The organism is Spirosoma harenae, from assembly GCF_054776975.1.
This window is the reverse complement of record NZ_BAAHBD010000006.1, coordinates 108,685-134,747: the sequence shown is the minus strand read 5'-3', so window position 1 is coordinate 134,747 and position 26,063 is coordinate 108,685. Positions and strand designations below refer to the sequence as shown.

26 protein-coding genes are annotated in these 26,063 nt (G+C 45.6%); 10 read left to right on the top strand and 16 right to left on the bottom strand.

The genetic code is table 11. The annotated features are described in order from the left end of the window. Positions 1-116: 116 nt before the first annotated feature. The 4 genes from ACYVE4_RS04335 to ACYVE4_RS04320 form a co-directional block, all read right to left on the bottom strand. Positions 117-1,133, bottom strand: coding sequence for a FecR family protein (locus ACYVE4_RS04335; RefSeq protein ID WP_460995687.1), 1,017 nt, complete (start codon positions 1,131-1,133; stop codon positions 117-119). Between the two features lie 21 nt (positions 1,134-1,154). Further along, a complete protein-coding gene (locus ACYVE4_RS04330) occupies positions 1,155-1,703 on the bottom strand; it encodes an RNA polymerase sigma factor (protein ID WP_460995686.1) in 549 nt (182 codons plus the stop codon). Between the two features lie 217 nt (positions 1,704-1,920). Further along, positions 1,921-2,226 (bottom strand): thioredoxin, encoded by a 306-nt coding sequence (gene trxA / locus ACYVE4_RS04325; protein ID WP_460995685.1) that lies wholly within the window; start codon positions 2,224-2,226, stop codon positions 1,921-1,923. Between the two features lie 109 nt (positions 2,227-2,335). Further along, the gene (locus tag ACYVE4_RS04320; protein ID WP_460995684.1) at positions 2,336-3,646 is read right to left on the bottom strand and encodes a bifunctional 3,4-dihydroxy-2-butanone-4-phosphate synthase/GTP cyclohydrolase II; all 1,311 of its coding nucleotides are present in this window, start codon (positions 3,644-3,646) and stop codon (positions 2,336-2,338) included. Between the two features lie 202 nt (positions 3,647-3,848). Here ACYVE4_RS04320 and ACYVE4_RS04315 point away from each other — a divergent pair, with 202 nt between their 5' ends. The 3 genes from ACYVE4_RS04315 (at position 3,849) to ACYVE4_RS04305 (ending at position 7,325) form a co-directional block, all read left to right on the top strand. Next, the gene (locus tag ACYVE4_RS04315) at positions 3,849-5,855 is read left to right on the top strand and encodes a gliding motility-associated C-terminal domain-containing protein (protein WP_460995683.1); all 2,007 of its coding nucleotides are present in this window, start codon (positions 3,849-3,851) and stop codon (positions 5,853-5,855) included. Between the two features lie 17 nt (positions 5,856-5,872). Continuing rightward, on the top strand, positions 5,873-6,208 hold the full coding sequence (locus ACYVE4_RS04310) for a YbaB/EbfC family nucleoid-associated protein (protein ID WP_460995682.1): 336 nt from the start codon (positions 5,873-5,875) through the stop codon (positions 6,206-6,208). An 85-nt stretch (positions 6,209-6,293) separates the two neighbouring features. Continuing rightward, positions 6,294-7,325 (top strand): glycosyltransferase family 2 protein, encoded by a 1,032-nt coding sequence (locus ACYVE4_RS04305; RefSeq protein WP_460995681.1) that lies wholly within the window; start codon positions 6,294-6,296, stop codon positions 7,323-7,325. Positions 7,326-7,376: 51 nt separating this feature from the next. On the opposite strand, the gene ACYVE4_RS04300 is transcribed toward ACYVE4_RS04305, so the two are convergent. Beyond that, positions 7,377-7,598, bottom strand: coding sequence for a PspC domain-containing protein (locus ACYVE4_RS04300; RefSeq protein ID WP_460995680.1), 222 nt, complete (start codon positions 7,596-7,598; stop codon positions 7,377-7,379). A 340-nt stretch (positions 7,599-7,938) separates the two neighbouring features. Between ACYVE4_RS04300 and ACYVE4_RS04295 the strand changes: the two genes are divergently transcribed. Next, positions 7,939-8,139, top strand: a complete 201-nt coding sequence (locus ACYVE4_RS04295; RefSeq protein ID WP_460995679.1) for a cold-shock protein — start codon at positions 7,939-7,941, stop codon at positions 8,137-8,139. 65 nt (positions 8,140-8,204) lie between these two features. Here the strand turns inward: ACYVE4_RS04295 and lysS are convergent, their stop codons facing one another. The 5 genes from lysS to fucP all read right to left on the bottom strand — a co-directional run bounded on the left by lysS (position 8,205) and on the right by fucP (position 13,851). Then, positions 8,205-9,959, bottom strand: a complete 1,755-nt coding sequence (lysS, locus tag ACYVE4_RS04290) for a lysine--tRNA ligase (protein WP_460996059.1) — start codon at positions 9,957-9,959, stop codon at positions 8,205-8,207. A 209-nt stretch (positions 9,960-10,168) separates the two neighbouring features. Next, the gene (locus ACYVE4_RS04285; RefSeq protein WP_460995678.1) at positions 10,169-11,188 is read right to left on the bottom strand and encodes a zinc-binding alcohol dehydrogenase family protein; all 1,020 of its coding nucleotides are present in this window, start codon (positions 11,186-11,188) and stop codon (positions 10,169-10,171) included. 74 nt (positions 11,189-11,262) lie between these two features. After that, positions 11,263-12,054 (bottom strand): L-fucose dehydrogenase, encoded by a 792-nt coding sequence (locus ACYVE4_RS04280; RefSeq protein ID WP_460995677.1) that lies wholly within the window; start codon positions 12,052-12,054, stop codon positions 11,263-11,265. Positions 12,055-12,197: 143 nt separating this feature from the next. Then, positions 12,198-12,548 carry a sugar 3,4-ketoisomerase gene (locus ACYVE4_RS04275; RefSeq protein WP_460995676.1) on the bottom strand — a complete coding sequence of 117 codons (351 nt, stop codon included), beginning with the start codon at positions 12,546-12,548 and terminating at the stop codon, positions 12,198-12,200. Between the two features lie 49 nt (positions 12,549-12,597). Continuing rightward, a complete protein-coding gene (gene fucP / locus ACYVE4_RS04270; RefSeq protein ID WP_460995675.1) occupies positions 12,598-13,851 on the bottom strand; it encodes an L-fucose:H+ symporter permease in 1,254 nt (417 codons plus the stop codon). 409 nt (positions 13,852-14,260) lie between these two features. Between fucP and ACYVE4_RS04265 the strand changes: the two genes are divergently transcribed. Together ACYVE4_RS04265 and ACYVE4_RS04260 are read left to right on the top strand one after the other, a co-directional pair. Further along, positions 14,261-15,109 (top strand): SPFH domain-containing protein, encoded by an 849-nt coding sequence (locus ACYVE4_RS04265; protein WP_460995674.1) that lies wholly within the window; start codon positions 14,261-14,263, stop codon positions 15,107-15,109. A 115-nt stretch (positions 15,110-15,224) separates the two neighbouring features. Continuing rightward, positions 15,225-15,416, top strand: a complete 192-nt coding sequence (locus ACYVE4_RS04260; RefSeq protein ID WP_460995673.1) for a type II toxin-antitoxin system antitoxin — start codon at positions 15,225-15,227, stop codon at positions 15,414-15,416. A gap of 1 nt (position 15,417) precedes the next feature. Here ACYVE4_RS04260 and ACYVE4_RS04255 read toward each other — a convergent pair whose 3' ends face one another. The 6 genes from ACYVE4_RS04255 to rpmH all read right to left on the bottom strand — a co-directional run bounded on the left by ACYVE4_RS04255 (position 15,418) and on the right by rpmH (position 20,525). Then, positions 15,418-16,101: a hypothetical protein gene (locus ACYVE4_RS04255; protein WP_460995672.1), complete on the bottom strand. Its 684-nt coding sequence runs from the start codon at positions 16,099-16,101 to the stop codon at positions 15,418-15,420. Positions 16,102-16,473: 372 nt separating this feature from the next. Further along, positions 16,474-17,253 carry a type III pantothenate kinase gene (locus ACYVE4_RS04250; RefSeq protein WP_460996058.1) on the bottom strand — a complete coding sequence of 260 codons (780 nt, stop codon included), beginning with the start codon at positions 17,251-17,253 and terminating at the stop codon, positions 16,474-16,476. A gap of 92 nt (positions 17,254-17,345) precedes the next feature. After that, positions 17,346-18,038: a tRNA (adenosine(37)-N6)-threonylcarbamoyltransferase complex dimerization subunit type 1 TsaB gene (gene tsaB, locus ACYVE4_RS04245; RefSeq protein WP_460996057.1), complete on the bottom strand. Its 693-nt coding sequence runs from the start codon at positions 18,036-18,038 to the stop codon at positions 17,346-17,348. 98 nt (positions 18,039-18,136) lie between these two features. After that, entirely contained in the window at positions 18,137-19,798 is a 1,662-nt protein-coding gene (locus ACYVE4_RS04240) for a S41 family peptidase (RefSeq protein WP_460995671.1), read from the bottom strand. A gap of 73 nt (positions 19,799-19,871) precedes the next feature. After that, complete coding sequence (locus ACYVE4_RS04235) at positions 19,872-20,276, bottom strand: ribonuclease P protein component (protein ID WP_460995670.1); 405 nt, start codon at positions 20,274-20,276, stop codon at positions 19,872-19,874. An 81-nt stretch (positions 20,277-20,357) separates the two neighbouring features. After that, a complete protein-coding gene (rpmH, locus tag ACYVE4_RS04230; RefSeq protein ID WP_460995669.1) occupies positions 20,358-20,525 on the bottom strand; it encodes a 50S ribosomal protein L34 in 168 nt (55 codons plus the stop codon). Positions 20,526-20,666: 141 nt separating this feature from the next. On the opposite strand from rpmH, the gene ACYVE4_RS04225 reads away from it, so the two are divergent. The 4 genes from ACYVE4_RS04225 (at position 20,667) to ACYVE4_RS04210 (ending at position 26,050) form a co-directional block, all read left to right on the top strand. Then, positions 20,667-22,250 (top strand): M61 family metallopeptidase, encoded by a 1,584-nt coding sequence (locus tag ACYVE4_RS04225; RefSeq protein ID WP_460995668.1) that lies wholly within the window; start codon positions 20,667-20,669, stop codon positions 22,248-22,250. 155 nt (positions 22,251-22,405) lie between these two features. Then, positions 22,406-23,497: a glycoside hydrolase family 130 protein gene (locus tag ACYVE4_RS04220; protein ID WP_460995667.1), complete on the top strand. Its 1,092-nt coding sequence runs from the start codon at positions 22,406-22,408 to the stop codon at positions 23,495-23,497. A gap of 27 nt (positions 23,498-23,524) precedes the next feature. Further along, positions 23,525-25,039 carry an amidase gene (locus ACYVE4_RS04215; RefSeq protein WP_460995666.1) on the top strand — a complete coding sequence of 505 codons (1,515 nt, stop codon included), beginning with the start codon at positions 23,525-23,527 and terminating at the stop codon, positions 25,037-25,039. A gap of 51 nt (positions 25,040-25,090) precedes the next feature. Continuing rightward, the gene (locus ACYVE4_RS04210; protein ID WP_460995665.1) at positions 25,091-26,050 is read left to right on the top strand and encodes an amidohydrolase family protein; all 960 of its coding nucleotides are present in this window, start codon (positions 25,091-25,093) and stop codon (positions 26,048-26,050) included. The last annotated feature ends 13 nt before the right edge of the window (positions 26,051-26,063 follow it).

Genomic DNA, 26,063 nt, shown 5'->3' with positions numbered 1-26,063 from the left:
AATTCTTAATGCCTATTGGTAAGCACTACATCTGCCTGATGTAGGACTGCAAAAGTAGATCGACCGATATTACCCGTGCGTTAATTCTAGAAGAGATATATTAAGGTTTCTTTATGTTATTCCAGACAACCTTCTCCATTAATAAAGATGCTTGTTCCTCGACGTTCATATCTGGCATTCAGTGACTTACAGATCAAATCAAGTTGTAGGAAAAGCGGTAGATCATTCAGGTCACCATTAAACGCACACTGGTTGAGCGCCTGATTCTCAACGATAAAGTCGATCCCATAAGCTTTGTTGAGCGTGTTTAAAACCTGGGTCAGCGGTACGCGATCAAAGACGAAACTTGTTTTATTTTCAGGTGCCTGAATCATGTGTGGCGCTTCCACAAGGGCAGGCGTAAGTTTCTGAGATAGCTTATCGAAGGTGATCTTCTGATTGGGAATCAGGATAACACCATTGCGATTACCCAACGATTTCTCGGTGGCTTCATACACCGATACCTTACCTCTCGCAACCTGCACTTCAATTGCTTTGTCCTCGTCGTATGATTTGATCGTAAAGCGAGTACCTAGCACCTGGGTAACCAGATTACCTGTGTGGACAATAAATGGACGGGACGGATCTTTTACAACGTCGAAAATGGCTTCCCCATGTAGAAATAGCTCTCGTGTTTTAGCCCCAAACTGCTCCTGATAACTTAAATCACTTCGCGGACTAAGGATAGCGACACTCCCATCATTAAGGTTGATTTTCTGAGGTTTAGCCGATGTATTAGCGATATGAATGGTTCCCGAAAGTTCAGTCTGGGATTTAGCGCTATGCTGACGAATACCTGATTTAACCGCTTGTCGTTGAACGAAAAGACCAACCAGGAGTAGTAAAACCGAAGCGGCTACGGCACTGGCATAGAATCTGAAATTGCGAACCAGAAAAAGCGATTTACGTAGTGTGCTCGTGTAAACGCGTTGCCAGATTCTGGTTTTAATGGCCTGTTTTTCTATCGGACTAAGGTCAATCGTACTTTGTTCGAGCATCCGCTCCGACCATTCGTGCATGAGCCTTTCTTCCTCAGGTGTCGCTTCCCCGGCGAGGTATTTCTGCACTAATGTATCGAAGTCGTATTGGCTCATGCGAAAAAAGATTGCACTATATCAGTTTTGGTAAATCTTAAGTTGCTCCTGCAGCACTTTGAGCGACTTGGTAATGTGGTACTCGACGGCCTTTTCGGACAGATTGAGTTGTTGGGCAATACGCTTAACTGGCTGATTTTCGAAGCGACTCAACTTGAAAACCTCGCAGGTTTTCTCCGGTAATTTTTTCATTACCTCTTCAACAGCTTTCGACAAGTCTGAAAACTGAACCGTCTGATCCGTTAATTCGGCCTCGTGCAATTCATTGAGAATCAAATATTCCTGATACCGCCGTTGCGTAATCTTCGATTTTATATAATTAGTAACCAGGTGCTTGATGGATACGACGAGGTAGGCACTCAGATGGTGTATGGTCGATTGTAGTCGTTTATTCCAAAGGCTTTCAAAGAGATCATGTACCAACTCTTCCGCATCTTCCCGACTTCCGGTTTCGTGATAGGCCACGCAGAATAACTTGTACCAATACCGATTGTATATTTCCTCGAAGGCTTTCTGATTGCCTTCTTTGAGGAAATAAACTAACTCTGCATCGGTTACACGTGAATTCATTGAGTTGGGCTCTGGAATTTATGTATAGTCAATTTCGCTGAGGAAATCCCTAAATAATTTTTAAAATTATATGATAAATACAATAATTAGCTGATATATAGACTTGTTTTAGCTGTGATAAAAACAGAAATGTCCTGTCATGCAACCCGAACGGGTACAAAACAGGACATGTTGATAGGCCGCGATAGCGAACCTCTTCGATATGTTTTACAGAATGCTAGCTACCAAATTGCTTCACTAAGCCTTCTAATGTATGTAGCGGTTGAACGCCCGACTGTCGCCAGACGATTTTCCCTTCTTTAAACATAATCATCGTCGGGATACTTCGAATCTGGTATTGCTGAGCGGCAGCCTGCGCTTTATCGACATCAATCTTTATGACACGAACTTTGTCACCAGCACGATCAGTCAGTTGCTTCAAAATAGGAGCCTGCTGTTTGCAGGGACCACACCAATCTGCATAGAAATCGACCAGTACAGGTTTGTCCCCCTGGATCAGGTCTTTGAATGATTGCTTATTCATAGTCAGTTTGTGGTTTACGGTTCATAGTTTCTGGTTTACAGCTAGATGAGATCAGGTGAATGATACATCAGCTAGTCACGAACGGTAAACCCAAAACCGTAATTAGTCTTTATTGTTCTTCGTTGACGGGCTCGTTCAAAATCGTATGACCCATTTTGTCGCGCTTCGTTTGCAGATACCGTTTGTTGTGCGGATTCGCTGGAATTTCAATTGGGACCGTATCGACAATCTCCAGACCATAGCCCATCAAGCCAGCTCGTTTTTTAGGATTGTTGGAAATAAGCCGAAGCTTGCGAACACCCAGATCGCGCAAGATTTGGGCACCAATACCATAATCGCGAGCATCCATAGGCAGGCCTAATTCAAGGTTGGCTTCGACTGTATCACGACCCATTTCCTGAAGTTTATATGCCTTTAACTTATTTAACAAGCCAATACCGCGCCCTTCCTGAAACATATAAACGATTACACCTTTACCTTCGGCTTCGACCATCTCCATCGCTGTATGAAGTTGACCGCCACAATCGCAACGGCAGGAGCCAAAAATATCACCCGTAACGCAGGACGAATGAACACGAACCAGAATCGGTTCATTGGGCTCCCAGCTTCCTTTTATAAGCGCTAAGTGCGTATCGCCCGTATTACTTTGTTTGTAGGCAATTAGGTCGAAATGGCCCCATTCGGTAGGCAAATCAACGCCAATCTCCCGATGAATCAGCGATTCGGTACGAAGACGATATTCGATTAAGTCCTGAATACTAACGAGTTTCATTCCGAACCGATCTGCCATAACGCGCAACTCGGGTAACCGGGCCATTGTGCCATCTTCGTTAAGTACTTCGATGAGTACACCAGCAGGCGATAAGCCAGCTAATCTGGCCAGATCGACAGCGGCTTCTGTATGGCCACATCGCCGGATCACGCCACCTTCGGCAGCTCGCAATGGGAAAATATGACCTGGTCGGCCCAGATCGTCGGGTGTAATGGTTGGATCGACTAACGCCTGAATGGTTTTAGCGCGATCTGCAGCCGAAATACCGGTCGTACACCCATGACCCAATAAATCGACCGAAACCGTAAACGGAGTTGTGTGAACAGACGTATTACTAGTGACCATCATTTCCAGCCCTAATTGGTCACAGCGTTCCTGCGTGAGGGGCGCGCACATAAGGCCGCGGGCTTCGCGGACCATAAAATTGACCATTTCAGGCGTCACCATTTCGGCCGCGCAAATCATGTCGCCTTCGTTTTCGCGATCTTCATCATCAACAGCAATGACGATTTTACCCGCCTTAATATCGGCAATAGCCTCTTCAATGCGATCCAGCCGAATGGGTGCTATTTCTGACGAATTTAACTCGTTGCCAAGGGTTGTTTGTTGATTTCCAGTGGCTTCGGAGTTGGTACTATTATTGCTCATATTTTTGTCTAAGCGTGTCTGTGGGAGTATATTTGGTGTTCTTTTCTGAACGAACTGACCTGTGGATACGGTTGAATGGTACTCAGCTTGATTGGAAAACTGATTTTAAGAAAGATACGTTTCGCCAGACGCGAAAATGTCCGCTGATCCGTTTTAGCATAGTACTACTTATTATAACAGAACGATAAAATAGTTACCCTCTGTGCGAATTTTACGATTGTGGCCGATGGAAGTCGAGGTGGACACCAGTGGATTGACTCGATTGCTACGTTTGCCTTTATTTTTACTAACGTTATTGAGTGGCTTTCAGGCTGCACAGGGCCAGAATGCCTGTAACAATATTCTCTTCCCTGGCAACTTTACTGTTGATAAAGCAAGAGTTTGTGTGGGCCAGCAGATTACCGTTGGGACAGGTGCGGGTATTATTAATGCCCAATACAACTATCAGTACGATGGGAAAACGCCGATCGGCAGCGTCACACTCACCACAAATAGATTTAATACCTACAGTACCCCAGGATCATATACCATTATACAAAGTGGCAGTGGCAACGGTACGGGTACTGGCACGATTGCCTGTCGGGAAATTACCGTGTTGCCAGTCGATCCGGTAAAGTTTACGGTCAAGGTCTGTTCGGGCCGCCGAGCAATTATGGTGCCTGATCCATCTACATTAGGACAGTACGATAAATACGAAATTTACTGGGGTGATGGAAATCGCGAACAAAAGACTCGTGCTGAAATGGCTATCGAGTTGTCGCACACCTACACGAATTCAACTATTGTAAACTTTACATTAACGATTCAGGGTATTTATAATCCCCCCGCCGACTGCCGTTCGACCTTAACTCCAGTATCAATAACCTTGCAGGCAGCGGCAACACAGCCTATAGTCACTAGTTTAAAAACAACCAGTGATAAAACAATTGATCTTGATTACCAGGTCACTACCGGCACAACAGTGCAGTTGTACCAAAAAGTAAATGGTACATATGTGGCTACAGGACAGACGGGTACCGACGCTGGTAAACTGACGATACAGACGGATGCTAAACAAGTGCAGTGTTTTCAACTGGTTACCCAGGATGCCTGTAATAGCAGCGCTCCCTCACTCAGATCGGATGAAGTATGCAGCCTGGTTCCCGAGGTAAAAGCGACTGATAAACAGAATACACTAAGCTGGCCACCTTATGCGGGTACTGCTACTAATTTTCGATTTTACCGAGTTCGGCGAGATGGCGCTATAAACGGTCAGGCAAGTGTATTAAACCAGGGTTCGTATGTGGATGCCAGTAATATCCAATGTGGAGTTCAGTACTGCTATTCGATTGAAGCGATTGTTGGGCAAACGACGGTTACTTCGGCGGCAGTTTGTACCACTGGGATCAATAGTGGTACCCCCGGCGATTTAGGGACCACGGTAGTGTCAATTCAGGATAACAAACCTTATCTGGTCGCTATGGTTCCAACCGCTGCTGCCAGTTACTCATTGGTTATCAGTCGTTCTAATGGTGCTTCGGGCTCATTTCAACAAGTAGCTACGGTAGTTAATCAGAATACATACACAGATGCAAATGCAGATGCATCAACAGGTTTATACTGCTACAAAGTGAGTTATATGGCCGGTTGTGGTGTGGAGTCGACGCCGACAGAACCTGTTTGTACCGTTTTCCTGAACTCAAACTCGCCGAAAGGAATTGACTGGACCGCAGAATCTCCTTTCACACCGGAGAAACTCCAGGAATTTATAATTGAAGTGATTGATTCTGCGAATAATACGAGACGGGAAATCGATGGTCTCGGCATGAATCCACATCGTGATCTGGATGCTGCTGATCTGGATTCGCAATCGCAGAAGTACCGGATCATTGCTATTTCAGAAGATGGCACCATTAGTTACTCAAACTTTTTTACCTTCCGACGAGAAGCTAAAATCTGGGTGCCCGATGCCTTTACGCCCGATGGCGATGGCATGAATGAACTATTTTTGGCGAAAGGCATTTATTTTGATCGATTCCGAATGACCATTTACGACCGTTGGGGAGCTGTTGTGTATTCCACAACCGATAAACAACAGGGGTGGGATGGTACTGTAAATGGCCAACATGCACTTGAAGGGCAATACATGTATCGTATTGAAGTGATTGACCAAACGGGTTTGCAAACGGTACGCACAGGTGCGATATTGCTCGTTCGGAGTCGTAGATAAAAACTAACTCAGAGACTATGAATATGTTCGATATGTTCGGGAAAATGAAGGAAGTTCAGGCCCGGATGAAAGAGGCTCAGGAAACGCTCAGCACCGTCTCCGAAACGGGAGAATCTGGAGCCGGATTGGTGAAAGTGACCGTAAACGGCCTGAAAAATGTGCTGAAAATTGAGATCGATCCTGATCTCATCAAATCGCCAGCCGAAGATCGCGAAATGCTTCAGGATCTGATTGTTGCTGCTACCAATAAGGCGTTGGCGAATGTGGACGTAAAAGCCCGTGAACATCTTCGAGAGGCTACCCAAGGACTACTCCCTAACATTCCCGGCCTGAATCTGGACGGACTTATGTAATAAATTACGGTTTACGAAGTATGGAGTATGATTCTTGTAATCCTGCGATAGTCAAATCGTAAACCGTAATTCGTAATTTTACTGCGTGGATATTCTTGCCATTGTCATTCTTAATTACAACGGACAACCGTTTCTAGCCAAATTCCTGCCGACCGTACTGGCGAATTCCGATGGACATCCGGTTTATGTCGCCGATAGTGCTTCTACTGATTCATCGGTTGCCTTTCTGCGCGCCACTTTCCCTACCGTTCGAGTTATTGAGCTTGCCCGAAATGAAGGGTATGCAGGAGGTTATAATCTTGCCCTCGATCGGGTAAGAAGCCAATATGGCGGAGCCAAGTATTATGTCTTGCTAAATTCGGATATCGACGTAACGCCTGGATGGCTTTCTCCGGTAGTGGATTTGATGGAGAAAAATCCCAGAATAGCCGCCTGCCAACCCAAAATTCGCTCGTACGACGAACCAGAACTATTTGAGCACGCTGGGGCTGCGGGGGGCTTTGTCGATTGGTTAGGATATATATTCTGCCGTGGGCGCGTATTCGCTACATTCGAAACTGATCAGGGGCAGTACGATGATAATCGGCCAGTTTTTTGGGCTACAGGCGCCTGTTTATTCGTCCGATCGGCAGTTTTTCACGAAACAGGTGGCTTCGATGCCTCGTTTTTTGCGCACATGGAAGAGATTGACTGGTGCTGGCGTATTCAACGACGTGGGTACGAAGCCTGGGCGTGTGGTCAATCGACGGTTTATCATGTAGGTGGAGGAACACTGCACAAATCTAATCCGCAAAAAACGTATTTAAACTACCGCAACAGTCTATACATGCTCTATAAGAACTGGCCGGCTAATGGCTGGTTATGGCCCAAAATTCTTTTACGACTGACACTAGATGGTGTATCGTCGATCCTGTTCATGAAGGTAGGAGAATGGTTGGATGTATGGGCAATTTTACGGGCACATTTCGCCTTTTACGGCCATTTGCCAAAACTGCATCAGCAGCGACAACATTTAAAACAGCAGCAGACTACAACGGTAAAGCTGTACCCAAAAAGCATTGTATGGCAGTATTTTGCCGAAAAGAAGAAAACGTTTAAGGAGATGTATGATATATGAGATGTGTCTTTCCTGTAAGCGCTACATCCTAGATCCTATGTCGTACATGGTTCACAGTTCCCAAATGGTTGGATGGGCGTGTCGGCGGAGGTGTTTATTCATTTCCATCCAGAAAGCTAATATCAGGTAAATAATAACAGGGGAACCAAGCGTTAAGAAAGACGTATAGATAAAATATAGGCGGATGCTACTGGCCGAGATGCTCATCTTCTCTCCCAGAAAAGCGCAGACGCCAAACGCTTGATTTTCAATGAAATAACGTATCTTGTCCATTCTATTAATGACGAAGTATATAAAATTTGGGCAAAGATAAGACCTAATGCTAACGACTGACTTTAATAGATTGTTTGCTCTTTCGATAAAAAAACAATATAAACTTAGTGAAATTAGGCAAAAAGTGGCTTCAAACGCATTGCAGTAAGAACATTTTTGTTTTCTTTGTGTTGTAACGGCGTTGATAGTCCGTAAGTGCTATTTTCACCATTATATTTTAACAAAGTTCGTTGGCTCTCAACTAAGTATCCTGACCAAGGGGATGTTCTGGTATCTGTTTCCTGAATCTTTGTTAATAACTGACCCTTTAAATGTTTAATTGTTTAATTGTTTACGTTTTATGCAAACAGGTGAAGTAAAATTCTTTAACGAGAGCAAAGGTTACGGATTCATCGTTGAAGACGGTACCAACAGAGACATTTTTGTTCACATTACCGGTTTAAATGGAATTACCATTCGGGAAAAAGACCGCGTGCAATTTGAAGTGGTTGACGGCAAAAAAGGATTGAACGCCGTAAAGGTGCAAAAGATATCAGACTAGAATTACCCTCAGCATCGACTTAAGATATTGAAACCCCACCTAGTTTTAGGTGGGGGTTTCGTTGTTTAATTTCCTGTCCAGCTACGTACCTGATCCAAAGTAGGCATTGGTACATCCAGTTTTAATTTTTTGCGAACACCTCCTAAGTCATTGAAAAGCTTATTGGGATTAGCTGTACGCAACTGTTCAACAGTCAGAAAACCAAGCTTCTGGAGGGCAGGAACCCATTCCGCAGGAACACCAGCCGCTACATAATCACTTTCTTCTGATTGCTCAAGTTTCTTTTCAGGACGCATTTGTGGGAAGAATAGCACATCCTGAATAGAGGGTTGGTTAGTCATAATCATCGTCAGACGATCAATTCCCAAACCTACGCCCGCTGTTGGAGGCATCCCGTATTCCAATGCTCGTAGAAAATCTTCGTCTAGCGCCATTGCTTCTTCGTCTCCCCGCTCGGCTAGGCGAAGTTGCTCTTCAAAGCGTTCGCGTTGATCGAGTGGGTCATTTAATTCTGAATAGGCGTTCGCGATTTCTTTTCCGTTACAAATGGCCTCGAAACGTTCTACCAAACCCGGTTTACTTCGGTGTTTCTTAGTCAACGGCGACATTTCAACCGGATAATCGGTGATGAATGTTGGCTGAATCAGATTAGGTTCGCAGGCATCGCCAAACAGTTCGTCAATCAGTTTCGATTTGCCCATCGTGCTATCGACTTTGATGTTCCGATTTTCTGCTACCTGCCGAAGTTCAGCTTCTTCCATGTTCGATACATCGACGCCCGTATATTCCTGAATCGCTTCGAACATAGTCATGCGTTTCCAGGGACGCTTGAAATCGATAACGTTTTCGCCAACCGTTACTTTAGTCGTTCCAGCTACGTCCAACGCGACTTTTTCGACCATTTCTTCGATGGTATCCATCATCCAGAGATAGTCTTTATAAGCTACGTAAAACTCAACCTGCGTGAATTCCGGATTGTGGGTACGGTCCATGCCTTCGTTCCGGAAATCTTTGGCAAACTCGAATACGCCATCGTAACCGCCTACAATTAACCGTTTTAGGTATAACTCGTTGGCAATCCGCATATAAAGCGTCATGTCGAGTGTGTTATGATGCGTACGGAAAGGCCGGGCTGTAGCTCCGCCGTGAATCGGTTGCAAAATTGGCGTTTCGACTTCCAGATAGCCTTTTTGACTCAGAAACTGGCGAATCGAATTCACTAGTTTAGTGCGTCTTACAAACACATCGCGCACTTGCGGATTCACAATCAAATCTACATACCGTTGGCGATACCGTTGTTCTGGGTCGGTAAAGGCATCGTATGTTTCTTTTTCACCGTTTTCATTCACTACTTCTTTTACAACGGGTAGTGGTCGCAACGATTTATTCAGAATCTTAAATTCCCGAACGTAAACCGATAATTCACCTGTTTTGGTCGAGAATACATTTCCCCGAATACCGATAATATCACCAATGTCGAGGAGCTTTTTAAATACGGTATTGTAGAGCGTTTTATCATCGCCGGGGCAAAGATCGTCGCGTCGGAAATAGATTTGCATCCGGCCAGTTGAATCCTGCAGTTCGGCAAAAGAAGCACTGCCCATGATACGGAAACCCATAAGCCGCCCGGCAAGTTGAATATTTCCCCAATGCGCATCGTTCGAAAGATCTTGCTCAGGTTCAATTGTTTGGAATGCCTCTTGGATGTCGGCAATGGTGGCCGTAACGTCAAATAGCTCAGCGGGGTAGGGATCGATCCCCATCCGCATTAAGTCTTCGCGTTTTTGCCGGCGGTTTATTTCTTGTTCACTCAGGAGCATGATCGTCAATAAATTGGTCAACCTGTGTGCGTTGACCGTCGATTTAAGGCCGCAAAAATAGTGAAAAGGATTGGCGTTTGCAGAGTTAGTATCTGAACGGGCATTGGTTTTTCTATCAGCCCTCCGTGTCTGTGTCCTCACAGACACCTGTGCGTCAGCAAAGTTTGCCCTACCGGAAAGGTGTCTGTGAGGACACAGACACGAGGATTTTAGTCATTTAACGCGACCATTGCTTTAATAACGCCATTAGCCGGATCGAGCCAGCTTGCAAAGTCGTCGCGTACTTGCCCGTACGTTACTCGATGCGTAATATATGTAGTCGGATCGACAAGGCCAGCTTTCATGGAAGCAATTACGTGCTCAAAATCGGCTCGCGTAGCGTTTCGGCTGCTCATGAGCGTACCTTCCCGTTTATGAAATTCTGGATGGCTAAAACTGACTTCGCCTTTCTGAAGGCCAATCAGCACGTAACGAGCGCCGTGAGCCATGTATTGAAAGGCATTATTGATGGCGCGTAAACTGCCCGTTGCGTCGATGACAACCGTCGGCATTTCGCCGTTGGTGATAGCCGCCAGTTGCTCCATAACATCTGAATCGGTAGCCATTACCGTGTGTTCAACTTTCAGGCGATTTTTACAGAATGCTAATCGAGACTCATTGATATCCAGTGCAATTACTTTCCCTCCAGCAATTCGTGCGGATTCCATAACGCCCAAACCAATTGGTCCGGCACCTACCACCAATACCCACTCGCCAGGCTGAACTGCCGCCCGACGAACGCCATGTGCGCCAATCGCCAGTGGCTCTACCAGCGCTAATTCGTCGAAACTCAGGCCATTGCCATGCACCAGTGAATACGATGGAACGGATAAGTATTCGACCATACCACCGTCGATATGAACGCCAGACACCTGTAAATTAACGCAGCAATTGGGTTTTCCAGATCGGCAGGCAACACAATGGCCGCAGTTGAAATAGGGAATAAATGTAACGGCTTCGCCCGGCTGAAAACCAGGTGCGTTATCCACTTCAACGATCTCACCCGCTAATTCATGACCTAAAATGCGAGGGTAATTAAAAAAGGGTTGTGTTCCTTCAAAAGCATGAAGATCAGTACCGCAGATACCAATTCGGCGTATGCGCAGAATCGCGTGATCTGGGGATAATTCCGGTTTAATGCCGGTCTGATAGGTCAACTGGCCGGGCGTTGTACAGACTAAAGTTTGCATAATGTAGTTTAGAGTTTCAGGGTTCAAGTTGGCTGACGCATAATTCACCCGCCAACTTGAACCCTGGACCTATTTTAAGATGCGTTGGCTAAAGCGCGGTCAAGATGAACGTAGCCGCCGTCGACATATAGAAGTTGACCAGTTGTATGACTAGAGCGAGGTGATAATAAAAAGAGGGTTGTATTGGCAATTTCTTCAGCGGTCGTCATTCGGTTTTCGAGCGGAATTTTAGCGACAATCGAAGCTAATTTCTCGTCCGGATTTGGAAGTGTTTGAATCCAGCGTTCGTACAGTGGAGTCCAGCATTCTGCTACAATAATAGCATTGACCCGAATTCCGTATTTGAGCAATTCAACCGCCCATTCGCGGGTTAGCGCATTGCGACCACCATTTGCGGCTGCATAAGCCGATGTACCACCCTGACCTGTTTCGGCTGTTTTCGAACTTATATTGACAATAGCCCCTTTCGATTCTTTCAGAGCTGGCAGTGCATAATGGACAGTCAAATAATAATGCACCAGATTCTTGTGCAACGACGCCATAAAGGCCTCGTAGTTACCCGTTTCGAGCCCTACGCCATCATTTACCCCTGCATTGTTCACCACCCCGTCAATGCGGCCAAACTGTTCTAGTACGGCTTTAACCGCTTTTTCAGATTCGGTAGGCTGGGTCAATTCAGCAACGACCTGAAACGCCTGTTGACCAGCGGCTTCGATCTCATCGACAACTTTCTGATTGTCGGCTTCATTTCGGCCAATAATGACCGGAATAGCACCTTCGGCAGCCAGGCCTTTTACGATGCCTTCGCCGATGCCTTTGGCCCCACCCGTAACGATAATAACTTTGTTTTGCAGTTGTAAATCCATGGTTTAATCTAGCAAGTATGTAAACAAAAGTAGGGGTTTAATAGCTGTCTCAGACTGGCAACTACGGTAAAAAAAAGTCCGCACACAAGCCGGTGGGACTTTCCTAAAACCAACCTATGAAAATCGTGTACAGCTGCCGTGGTTCAGGCTACCTGTAAGCATAATTGATTAAATTCTTCTTCGTATATGTAATCGTCGGGATCGTATCGGTCTGATGCGGCTACCAGTACGATTGTGTTGGTCGAAAAGTGAATTTCTTTCCAGTGCATAGTCGGAATGTACAAGCCTTCACCCGATTCCGTAAGAATATATGTACTCAATTCGCCTGCTGTACTTCTTAAATTGATGGTCAGTTTGCCATTTAGTAACAACAAGTGCTCCTGACAAACCCGATGCGCATGCGTACCGCGTATTGCCTCTGCCGGAACGCCGTATATCCAGTAGAGCCGTTGTACCGGAAAAGGTACCTTATCCAATAATGAAGCGTTTGGCATAAGCATAACCAGTCGATTTAAAGCGTTGAGTGATGGCTACATATATACGCTAATGGGATGTAGTTAAGGCTACATTTTTTACCGCGAAATTTTTTATAGCGAAATACAGAATAGGCAAAAAGCAGACCGCTGGCACCAGATAAGCCGTTTGCATGGTCGTCAGATCAGAGATTCGGCCCATAATGACTGGGAATACGGCCCCGCCCATAATCGCCATAATAACTAATGAAGATCCCAGTTTGGTTTTAGAGCCTAACCCTCTAATACTTAACGCAAAAATGGTAGGGAACATGATAGACATAAAAAACTCAACGCCGATCAGTGCGTAAACAGGTACGAGTCCATGAGCAAATACAGCAATAGCCAGTAGGCCAATATTAAGTAAACTGTATGTTGCCAGCAGATGAGGTGGAGTTACGTATTTCATCAGAAACGTACCAAAGAAACGCCCAACCATAAAACCTAGTAAAGCAAATGATAGTATGTCAGCTGCTTCTTTTTCTCCCTTGTTCGCTACCTGTTCCAGGAATCGGATGAAAAAACTGCTGATACAGACTTGGGCGCCCACGTAGAAAAATTGTGCAACAACTCCGGTAATCAGGTTCTTTTCAGAAAAAATAGACCCCTGGACGATGGCAGGTGAATCATCTTCTTCGTTAATAACAGGCAACTTCGTCCGGCTGATCAGGAAAGCAACGAGCAAGACAACCCCACCAATGATCAGAAATGGAATCTGCACAGAAGCCGCTTCCTGATTCAGATACGCATCAAATTGCCCCGGCGACATAGCCTGCTGTTCGCTGGCCGATAGATTCTTTCCCGACAAAATAAATCGCCCACCAATGAGCGGAGCCAGAAAAGCCGCTAACCCATTAAACGATTGCGCAAAGTTGAGTCGCTGGGTACTGGTTTCGGCATCGCCAAGCACCGTAATGTACGGATTAGCCGCTGTTTCGAGCAGTGTTAATCCACTGGCAATAATGAATAGAGCAATCAGAAAAAAACTGAACTGACGGAGTTCTGCCGCTGGATAGAATAAAAATGTTCCACCTGCAAACAGCAGAAGCCCTAATGTAATCCCCATTTTGTAGCCGTATCGCTTCATAAACAATCCAGCGGGTATAGCAATCAGGCAATAAGCAATGTAGGAAGCTGAGTCAATTAAGGCAGACTGTAAATCACTCAACTGACAGGCTTTTTTCAGGTGTGGGATCAGAATAGGATTTAGATTTAAGGCAAATCCCCAGAGAAAAAAGAGAACTGTAATTAAGGCAATCGCAAAACGAGTTGTAGGTTTAGACACGTTGGTTCTTAGGGATTTAGAGGTACAAATAACTTCTGTTTACGAACTCCTATTTTGTAGGATTTTATCCAGATAGTAAGCTATTTTAGCAATATATCCGAGCGATCCTTTAGGCAATATAATCTTTTAGAAAGTTCAGTTACTAACTATAACTACTTTCTATTTTCATTCAGTGTGCAGTTATACACTCCGTCTGTCTCGTCTATTTGTTCTGAATTTCGAAATAAGCCACTCTCCTATAACAGGATAGGGATTGGGGTGAGGTTAAATAGATTCTGGAGTTCAGCTAGACAATAAAACCATTGATGGATTTGCCTGACCGTTCCTCTAGTTATCGTACAACCTATTTATAAATAATCTATCATTGCAATATCATTTTGATATCATTTCTAAACTAAACTTTACCGCAATGGAAGAGAAAAAATTAATATCGGTTTCGGGATACTTATTTGTGCTGATCGGTATCCTTTGTTTTATAATAGCCCCGTTTATGTTGAATTTCGGACCGTTTTTTAGCGGGCTTTTGGCCCTGACTGGCGCATTTCTACTGAAAGGAATTGTGGTTATCTATCCGAATGAAGGAATCGCTGCTACGTTCTTTGGCGATTACGTTGGAACGATTAAAGAAACAGGATTGCGCTGGGTAAACCCATTATATAGCAAGACCCGAATCAGTTTACGCGCTCGTAACCTAAACGGTCAACAGCTGAAGGTGAACGATAAAATGGGTAATCCGATTGAAATTGCGGCTGTCGTTGTCTGGCAGGTGGCCGATACAGCAAAAGCCCTTTTCGACGTTGATAACTATGCTAATTTCGTGCAGATTCAGTCGGAAGCCGCTGTCCGTTTTCTGGCTAGTTCGCACGCTTATGACAACATGGAAGATGAGCATGAAGTCACAACCTTGCGTGATAATACCGGCCAGATTAACAAATTTCTGGAACAGGAACTGGACGAGCGACTTGGACAGGCCGGAGTTCGGGTAATGGAAGCTCGGATTAGTCACCTAGCGTATGCGCCCGAGATTGCCGGAGCCATGCTTCAGCGTCAGCAGGCAACAGCAGTTGTATCGGCCCGGAAACAGATTGTAGAGGGGGCCGTTGGTATGGTCGAGATGGCGCTGGCTCGATTGGCCGAAAAAGATGTTGTGCAACTAGACGAAGAACGTAAAGCTGCGATGGTCAGTAATTTGCTGGTTGTGTTATGTGGTGAAAAATCCGTCAGCCCTATTGTAAACGCAGGAACTCTTTATCAGTGATGAGTAATGAACGATAACCGGGCCACTGGAACGGTGATGAATAACTCGCCGTTGCAGTGTTTGCGTCAGTCCACTCATTATTTATCGTTCATCACTCATCGTTAAAATAGAACTTATGCCCGCTGAGAAAAAAGCGTTTGTATTACGAATTCAGCCTGAGACCCTGAAAGAACTGGAACGGTGGGCGCAGGAGGAGTTTCGGAGTGTGAATGGTCAGATTGAATTTCTGCTGGCCGATGCCCTGCGAAAACGGAAAAAACGTCCATCACAAACACCCAATGATGCTCCGCAATCGCCGGATGAATAAGCTATTCGGGGGCAATTCCTGTTGCTTTGGTTGAAGCTAGTTTAGCATCCTGTTCAACCATCATATTGTATTGGTGAATAAGCAGCAATCGCCCGAATAAAGACCGATTATTGATATTATGGCGTTGTACATATGTTTGTAGCTGCTTATCGTAGGTTGTCATGAGGGGGAGGTAGACTTCTGAATGAAACCGATCTATATTACGTAAACGCCCCGCATCATATACGAAATAATCGAAGAGATCCGAGTTTTCAACCATCGAGGGTTGATCGGCATAGTAAGTGGGATTCGTAAACATATGCTTCCGCAACCCGCGTAATGGTTTGATTCGTCTGACAACAATCAATGGGCCATCCTGACAGATCTCAAAAAATGATTGATGAACCTGGTCTTTTACTTCATTGTTGTCAAGCGCTTTGAAATTTCGATACTTATGAACGCTGAAATCGAACCAACCAAACTGGCTAACCTGCTTTGTAGAAAACGTGAGTATGCGCCCGTCGAGCTGACGGAATAAGATTGATTCCAGCAACCAGTTATAGGATAAGTCGCCTTCTAAACTAGTCTTATCCCACAGAATCACCTTCCCTGAATACCAGATAGGCTTGGGTGTAGCTGCCTGAACAGAAAAAACATTGAAAAGTACAATCGGTAGTAGTATAATAGAAAAGAGATATTTTTTCATGACTGCGCATGTTTGGTGAGAAGTAGTAGTTGACACCCTTATTTATTGGTACCAGCGACAAGGCACGCTAGTCAAGTTAGAAAATAGGCAAGTAGCTTGTTATCAGCTAAAAAATAGTCCTATTATGACATGTTTAATTATATGTAGATACAATAGAATGGAGAAGGAAAAAGAAAAAGAATGTACTATTGTTCTGGCTTTTAATTCAATATTGGGCTTGTAATAAATCTACTAAACGGTATAAAATACTTTCTGTTGTTTTTGGTTATATTGATATAGTACAAAAAAATAAGTTACTATCAACTCTGTTTTGAGTAACAGAAGTTGATAGTAACTTATTTTTCGTTTACAGGAAAATAGTTGGTTTTTAGCTTATTCTTCAGAAGAATTAGAAACAAATTCGCCGATTAACCGAACACCTTCCAGGGTTAATGATGGGACGATTTCGGTAAAAACATCTCGCAAAGAGGGAATTCGACCAGATAAACCACCCGTGGCAACAGCCATACAATCACCGTTCAATTCTGCCTGAATCCGAACAACCAGAGAACGTACCAAGCCTTCGTAGCCTAAAACAATCCCAGCCTGAATAGCATGAGTCGTACTTGTTCCAAGAGCGGATTCAGGGACTTCAATGGGTACTTCTGGGAGTTGAGCAGTATTGGCGAAGAGAGAGCGAATAGCGGTTTTCAGCCCAGGTGCAATAGCAACACCCAGAATTTTACCCTCGCCCGAAACCGTCGTAAAAGTTAAGGCAGTGCCAAAATCAACCACTACGCAGGTGCGTTTATAGTGTGTATAAGCCGCCAGCGCATTCGCCACCAAATCAGCACCAATTTCATGCGGACGTAGGATTTCGATTGGTAAGAGCGGATAAACGCCAGGCCCAACTACGATTGGATCATAACTGAAGAGTTCGGTTAACATCGCCCGCATGGTAGGCGTCAGATCGGGGACAACACTACTTAATACAGTTGTTTCGATGGCACTTAAGGGGATGCTAGCTTCGAGCAACCAAAGCCTTAGACGGCGTTCGTAGGATTCAGCTGGTTCGTCGCGACGGGAAGGTGTACGCCAGATGTATTGCCAGGTTGTTTGATCGTAAAGTCCGAAAACAGCATCGGTATTACCAATATCAACGATAATCTGCACAGGAACGAAGAATAGACGGTTGCCGGGGCGAAATAAGGACAAAATCCCCAGATTCCCACCAATTCCTCTAACCGTCTGGTAAGATCGCCTACTTACAGAACCATCTTTTTGGGCTGCGTTGTCATGAAATCTTTCAAATAAAACGGCTCAAATGTGGTTAGATTTTCAAATTCACCTTCGGCAAAAGCGGCAATTGCTAATTTTCCCACCGTTCGGGCTGAGGGAATTACAGATATAGCTGGAAAAATAGCGTTAGCATTCTCGCCCAGCATGGATTGACATTTGGCTGCACCATCACCAAAAAATACGACGGGACCCTGAGCTAGCCACTCGCCAAATGAATCGGCGTCAATAATCTGTGCTGACGTAGGCTGGATTTCCTGACCTGTCGTATCGTAAATCGCACAATAGACTTCCATCCGTCGGGCGTCGATCATCGGACAAAGCCGGTAATTAGCCGGAAAATACGCCCGAATTTGTTCAGTCATAGCGGCTAATGTATTGACGCCCAGTAATGATTTATCCAGAGCGAAGCATAAGCCTTTAGCAGTTGAAACGGCAATACGTAAACCAGTATATGAGCCTGGGCCTTTCGCTACCGCTATCGCGTCTACTTGATTGAGCGCATAACCAGCCTGACGAACTACATTATCAATAAGCGTCGTGAGCATAGCCGCTGAGGTCCGCTCAGTAAACAATTCGTAACAACCTAGCAAACGATTATCCTGATGAAGCGCAACCGAGCAACTGGCTGTAGAAGTATCAATAGAGAGAATTAGCGGCATATTGATGAGTGATGAGTGATGAGTGATAAGCGATGAGTAATTATCCTGGTAGCTCGGATTTTGCTCATCGTTTATCATTCATCATCATCACTAATTACTCATTGTTTTCCTTTCAGAATCGACGTATATCGATTCATGTCTTTAAACAGATCCAAAGCAGCTTTCATTTCGGGATCAGTAGCGAAAGAAGATTCTTTAATCCCTTTTTGCAGGTAATAATGACCCGCAATTTCCTGTTCCAGCAATGTCTTGAGTTCGGGCTTAAACGTGTTCAAATCGGCATCTTTGCTGTGCGACATCTTCGTTTTCAGCGACTTCAACTGATCCTGAATCTGGTCAAAATATTTTTCTTTCTTAGCCGATGCTTCCAGCGTACCCAAGTCTTTTTCAACCTGTGTAGTGTAATCATACTCTTTATCAGCTACCCATTTCGTGAAATCAGCGTATTCCGCATCCGTAAGCTTGAATTCACGAGCGGGTTTGATGGTTGGATGTTCGTGTCGGTATTTTACGGCATAATCAAAAATCAGCCCTTTGTTTGTCAAGCTTAGGGCGATAGGCGTTGGCGTTTGGGCTTCAATCACCACATCAGGCAACACCCCACCACCGTCGTACACTACGCGACCAGCTTTGGTTTTGAACGCTGTCTTGAGCGAATCTGGAATTTTACCAACGCTGCCATCGGGGTTGCGGTGACTATAGTCGATAGCCTGAATGCAGCGTCCACTCGGGATGTAATATTTAGCCGTAGTGATTTTCAGCTTCGTATTAAAGGAGAGCTCCCGCGTGGTTTGCACTAAGCCTTTTCCGTAGGTACGCTGACCAATCAAAACGCCCCGGTCGTAGTCCTGAATCACGCCCGACACAATTTCAGCCGCCGATGCACTATGGCTATTCGTCAGCACGATAATTGGCATTTCGAGATCCAACGGTGGATTCAGCGCCGTGTAGGTTTTGTTCCACTCGGTGACTTTCCCCTTCGTCGTGACAACTTCTGAATCTTTGGGAATAAACGTGTTACAAATGTCGATAGCCATATTCAGCAGTCCACCCGGATTTTCGCGAACGTCGAGAATAAGCTTTTTCATCCCTTTGCCTTTCAACTCCTGAAACGCTGTGCGAACTTCCCGCGAAGCCGTTGCGGTAAAATCCTTCAGATCAATGTAGCCGACTTCGTCGTTGATCATGCCATAGTACGGTACGTTGGTCATTTTCACCACGTCGCGCACAACGCTCAAGTCAACGGGCGCTTTTTCGCCAAAACGAAGAACCGTCAACTTTACAGCCGTGTTGTTCTGTCCTTTCAACAATTTACCGGGGTCTGCTTCCTTGCGTGCTTTAATGTCAACGCCATCAATCTTTATAACCTCGTCGCCAATGCGCAGCCCTGATTTTTCGGCAGGCGTTCCTTCATACACCATCAGCACAATGCTTTTGCCCTGACGCTGACCAATCAACGCACCAATGCCGTTGTAGCGGCCAGTGGTCATGGTCATGTAATCTTCAATTTCGTCTTCCGCAAAGAAGTTGGTGTAGGGGTCAAGTGCTTTCAGCATCGCGTCGATGCTGGTTTTAACCATGCGATTTGGGTTTACCTCATCGACATAGTACAAGTTTAGTTCTTTGAACAATGTCGCGTAGATGTCGAGGTTACGAGCGATTTCGAAAAAACGGTCGTCGTTTTTAAACGAGAAGAAGCCAATGCCACCCGCTACAAGCGCCGACGAGGCTAAAAGGGTAAATCGTTTTGAGAATCGCATAAATTGAGTCGGAAGTCAGGAGTTGATAGTCGAAAGTTTTTAGTCGGCAGAAATGTCGTAGGAGTGCTTACGACTATCGACTGACGATTTTTTTCATTACTAATTTCATACCTTTTTCTATTTCTTCAAACGAAATTATTTGTTTGGCGGTATATAAAAAGGCAATGTGGGCCGGTGTCGCCGAAACGGATGCTTGCGATGTCTGCTCGAACAGGTGTTTGTTGAGTCGATAAGCCTCACGTACACGTCTGCGAATCAGGTTTCGGTCGACGGCTCGCTTAAATATCCGCTTCGGTACGGTAATGACAATGGAAGGTAGTAAAACGTTGCTTCCGGGGGGCGATTCGGGCTGAGGGAGATAAAGTACCCGAAACGGAAAAAGGTAGAACGTCCCGACGGTCGAACTACCTTTTTTAAATAATTCACTAAGAATCTTTTTGCTGCAAAGCCGTTCGGATTTGGAGAAGGTTTGCGGCATAGAGTTTAAAGTTTGTTGTGTGACGTTTGACGTTTTGTTTACAGGCTAAACCTCAAACTTCACACAACAGACGTCAAACTATTAGATTTTAAATCGTTCGCCTTTTTTCTCGTCCGAAACGGTCAGTTTCCAGCGGCCTTTAGCCCGGCGAGCGGCCAATACTTTGCGGCCATTAGCAGAGGCCATCCGCTCACGGAAACCGTGTTTGTTTTTCCGCTTCCGGTTCGAAGGTTGGTACGTTCTTTTCATGATCTATATTGCCTAAATATCCTTGTTTTCCAAATGAGTCCGCAAAGGTAGAAAAATACTTGCAGTTTACCAAGCCCCTGTTTATAAAAACGATTTGGTATCTTCGGCATCTCTTAACCAACGCTACTCAACTGGTCCTCTATGCATTATCGTCTGTCTGCCGACCCATTTTTGCCGAATTATATTGCGGTTGATGCACATCTATCGAACATCACAACCTCAGAAGTCGAATTGCAACTACCCGCCTGGCGACCAGGTCGTTACGAGCTACAGCAGTTCGCTAAAAATATTCAGCGTTTTGAGGTGTTTGATGGCGATGGAAATCCGCTTGCGTTTCGGAAAATCACGAAAGATCGCTGGCGTATACAGATGAACGGAGCGACGGAATTGGTTGCCCGTTATAATTATTATGCCATCCTGCCAACATCCCATCATCTAAATGCAGGGAGTAGCTACCTAGATAACACATTGCTGTATGTCAATCCGGTAAATCTGTGTGTATATGCCGAAGGATGTATTGACGAGCCCTGTACACTCGAACTCGCCATTCCTGATGGCTGGGCAATTGCCTGTGGTTTAGAACAGACCAGCCCGAATTCATTGTGGGCTTCTGATTTTTATGAACTGGTCGATTGTCCGCTGATTGCCGCGCCAGTACTTCGACATATTCAGTACGTAGTCAACGAGATTCCGTTTCATGTATGGATTCACGGCGGCTGGCGGAGCGATGGTACGCCGGTTTATGATGCTGAACGATTAGCGCAGGATTTCAGGCAGTTTACCCAAAAACAACTCGAATTATACGGCGAATTTCCTGAGAAAGAATACCATTTTCTGACGTTGATATTGACGGTACCCTACTATCACGGCGTCGAACACCGCAATTCGACGGTCTTGGTTCTGGGTCCAAACGATGAAGGAGAGGGACTCTATCAGGATTTGCTGGGGGTGTCGTCGCACGAATTATTTCATGCCTGGAATATTATTCGGATTCGCCCAACGGAATTGCTTCCTTACGATTTCACGAAGGAAAATTACTTCCCAACCTGTTTTGTCGCCGAAGGGGTAACGACGTATTATGGAGATTTGATGCTTCGCCAATCGGGCGTTTTTACAGACGAAGCGTATCTAAAAGAATTGCAGGTGCTTTTCAAACGTCATTTTGAACATAACGGACGTGCCTTCCAATCGCTGGTAGAATCGTCCTGGGATTTATGGCTTGATGGCTATGATAAAGGCGTTCCCGATCGTAAAGTATCCGTTTATCATAAAGGATCGATAGCCGCGCTAATTCTGGATTTGCACATCCGTCGGTTGACGAATCATGCCCGTTCACTCGACGATGTTATGCGATTGATGTGGCAGCGTTTTGGAAAGCCCTTTATTGGTTATACACTGGACGATTATCGAACTATTACCGAGGAAGTAGCTGGTGAGTCGCTCGACTGGTATTATGACTTGTGTATTTTCGGCAACCAGCCCCTGGAAACCAAATTGAATGAATACCTGGCGTGGGTTGGGTTGCAGGTCGTTTATGAAGAACCCACATTTGACCAGCCTGGTGGAATTCGGTTATTGGAGTTGGAAGAACCTGAGGGTGAGGTAACAGTTACGCGTCAACACCGGGCGAAATGGTTTGGGGGTACATTGACAGAGCCTATCATTGAGCAACAGGCAGAATTGGTACCGGAAGAAAAAGCTGGAAAAAACGTAGTTGCGAAATAAGCACTCGCGTAAGTTAAACCTAAAAGGTCTCGAAGACCTTTTAGGTTTGTATTTAGCCTATTTTATCCCAACCTTCTTTGAATCGATTCAGCCGAATCGTAGTTAACATCTGGCACGATTTTGCTTTAGTAACTAAAGTTCTTGTTTTATTACTCATGCGCAAACAATTATTCATCCTATTACTGCTTCCCAATTTGCTTTGGGCGCAGGCGAAACCCGAAAAGCCCTGGATGTTAGGCCCTTTTCAAAAAGAAAATAAGTACAACCCGATTTTGAATGCAAAGGCTAGTACTACGTTCGATTGCCCAGTGCGTAAAGAAACGATTCGCTGGGAGGAGAAAGATGTGTACAATCCAACAGCTGTGATCCGTAATAACAAAGTGTATATGCTTTATCGGGCCGAAGATACGGTTCGCCGGGTCGGTGGAACGTCGCGACTGGGATTGGCAATCAGTGATGATGGTATTCATTTTAAACGGCTGCCAAAGCCAGTGTTCTATCCAAACAACGATGCCATGAAAACGTACGAATGGGAGGGAGGATGCGAAGATCCAAGGGTAGTAGAAAGCCCAAACGGAGTGTATATACTGACCTACACAGCTTACGATGGCGACAAAGCCCGGCTGTGCGTAGCTACGTCGACCAACCTGACCGAGTGGCACAAACAAGGCCTGGCGTTTGGTGAATTTGAGAATGGGAAATACCGGAATAGCTGGTCAAAATCGGGTGCTATTGTGTGTAAGCGTGTTGGCAATCGGTTTGTCGCGCAGAAGATCAATGGCAAATATTGGATGTACTGGGGTGATCAGCCACAGCTCCGGGTGGCTACTTCCGACGATCTGTTGCACTGGAGTCCGTTAGAAACGGATGGTGATAAACCAGTCGTTGCGGCTGAATCGCGAAAAGGGAAGCATGACTATCGACTGCTCGAACCGGGGCCAATGGCCATGCTGATGCCAAAAGGTATTCTGTTGATTTACAATGGAATGAATGATGCAAAAAATGGCGATGTGAATTTGCCTGAAGGTGCTTACGCCGGGGGCCAACTGCTATTCGATGCAAAAAATCCGGCCAAACTCATTGATCGCTCGGAAACTTATTTTATTAAGCCTGATCAGCCATATGAGATTCAGGGGCAGGTCAATCAGGTTTGTTTTCTGGAAGGATTGGTTCCTTTTCGGGGACGATGGTTTTTGTATTATGGTACAGCAGATTCTAAAATTGGCGTAGCTGTAGCTCCTCAATAAACGATAATTAGTAACTGTTCTGAACGTATGCAAACCGCCAATTCCAGATCCTTATCTTTCGACGAATACGTAAAGTACGATGCTACGGCACTGGCCGAGCTCGTTCAGAAAGGCGACGTAAAGCCTGACGAGTTGCTGGAAACAGCAATTGCTCGTGCGGAAGCCGTCAATCCCAAACTGAATGCAATTGTAACGCCATTGTACGATAAAGGCCGGGAAATGGCAAAGCATCTTCCTGCAACAGGGCCATTTCGTGGTGTACCGTTTTTGTTGAAAGATTTGGAGATGGAATGGGCGGGCACACCTATGAAATCGGGATGTCGGGGCTATCAGAATTACGTTTCTACGGTCGATAGTGAAGTCATTAAACGGTTGAAAACGGCTGGATTGATCTTTTTCGGAAAAACGAATACCCCCGAATTTGGTCTGACACCCTATACGGAATCGAAGCTGTATGGCCCGGCGCATAATCCCTGGAAACTCACACATTCACCTGGCGGATCGAGCGGAGGATCGGCGAGTGCTGTTGCGGCTGGTATTGTTCCGGCAGCTACGGCCACCGACGGGGGAGGTTCCATACGGATTCCGGCTGCCTGTTGTGGGTTATTTGGTTTAAAACCGTCGCGGGGCCGTGTTACGCTTGGTCCAAACTATGGTGAACTTTGGAATGGAGCCGTCACCGGACTTGCCGTTACCCGTAGCGTACGCGATAGTGCCGGTTTGCTAGACGCCATTGCTGGCCCTCTGGCTGGTGATCCGTACGGCATTGCTCCACCCGAACGCCCTTTCAAAGATGAAGTGGGTCGAGAGCCGGATAAGTTGCGTATTGCCTTTTCTACACAGGCACTGATCGAATCGCAACCGACTGACCCTGAGTGCGTAGAAGCCGTTCTGAGAGCGGTCAAGCTGCTCGAAAAACTGGGACATACAGTGGAGGAAGTTCCGCTGCCCTATGAGAAAACGATAGTTACTGAAGCATTTTTCCTGAATGTATTGAGCGAAACAGCTGGTGTTTTGCGTGAATTAGGACAGTATTTGGGCCGACCGACTCGTCGCGACGATGTAGAATTAAATACCTGGGCGCAAGCTCGTTTGGCAGAGGGCTTTTCGGCGGCTGATGTTGCTTTTCAGAAACGGCGTTGGAATTCGCTCAACCGGGCAATGGGCCAGCTTCATGAAACGTATGATATGTTTTTAACCCCGACATTACCCCGCCCGCCTATCGAAATTGGTACGTTCCAGAATACGGCGTCTGAGCAACGTTTGCTGAAACTGGTCGATTCGCTTGGCGGGTTGAAATACCTGAATGGCAGCAAAACTGTAACGGATTTGGCGGAGCGTTCGCTGGGCTATATTTCGTTCACCGTAATTACGAATATGACCGGGCAGCCGTCTATGTCGGTTCCCTTACATTGGTCGGCGGATGGCTTGCCGATTGGTGTGATGTTCGCGGCTAAACTTGGCGACGAAGCTACTTTATTTCGATTGGCAGGGCAATTAGAAAAAGCGCAACCCTGGTTCAATAAGCGACCAAGCTTGTAAAAGAGCAACGTTCATTAATGAGATTTTCTCTGTTTCAGCAACTTCATGTTCATGAACCGCCGACATTTCCTTGCTCTGACTGCGGGAGCAACCATAACGGCCCCCTTGGTAAGTTGGACGGAAGAATCCGCCATCCCGATTATTGATACGCATATTCATTTATTCGACCCGACTCGTCCGCAAGGCGTACCCTGGCCGACACCAAAAGATGTTATTCTTTATAAGCCAGCACTTCCAGACCGCTACCGGAAGATCGCGATGCCGCTTGGTGTTGTTGGGGCAATTGTCGTAGAAGCCAGCCCCTGGCTTGAGGATAATCAGTGGGTACTCGACGTTGCTGAAAAAGCTAAAATAATTGTTGGCATTGTAGGAAACCTTGAACCGGGTAAACCAGGCTTTCGTAAACAACTTGAACGCTTCCAACGAAATCCCCTGTTTCGCGGCATTCGCTATGGAAATCTTTGGGAAGGGCACGATCTTTCCCGTCAAGTAACGAATCCAACATTTATAACCGACCTGAAGCTTCTCGCCCAAACCGGACTAGTGCTGGATACGGCCAATCCAAACCCTGCATTACTTGCTGCCGTAGTTCGTATCACCGATCAAGTGCCATCATTGCGGGTAGTCATCGATCATCTGCCTCAAATGACTATTCCAGAGGATTCTAGTGTACGGAAAACTTACGAAGCTAACTTACAGGAATTGGGAAAGCGTCCCCAGGTTTATGTGAAGATTTCGGAAGTCCTGCGCCGAGTGGACGGAAAAATTCCGCAATCACTGAGTTTCTACCACGAGCGATTGGATAATCTGTTCAACATCTTTGGTGAAGACCGACTGCTATATGGTAGCGATTGGCCGAATAGTGATCAGTGGCTGCCTTTTGACGCTGGATTGAATCTGGTGAAAGAATACTTTGCCGCAAAAGGTCGAACGGTAGCTGAAAAGTATTTCTGGAAGAACTCGATTGCTGCTTATCACTGGCAAAAACGCGACTCGTCTCAGCCGGGGTAGAACTGGCGCGATT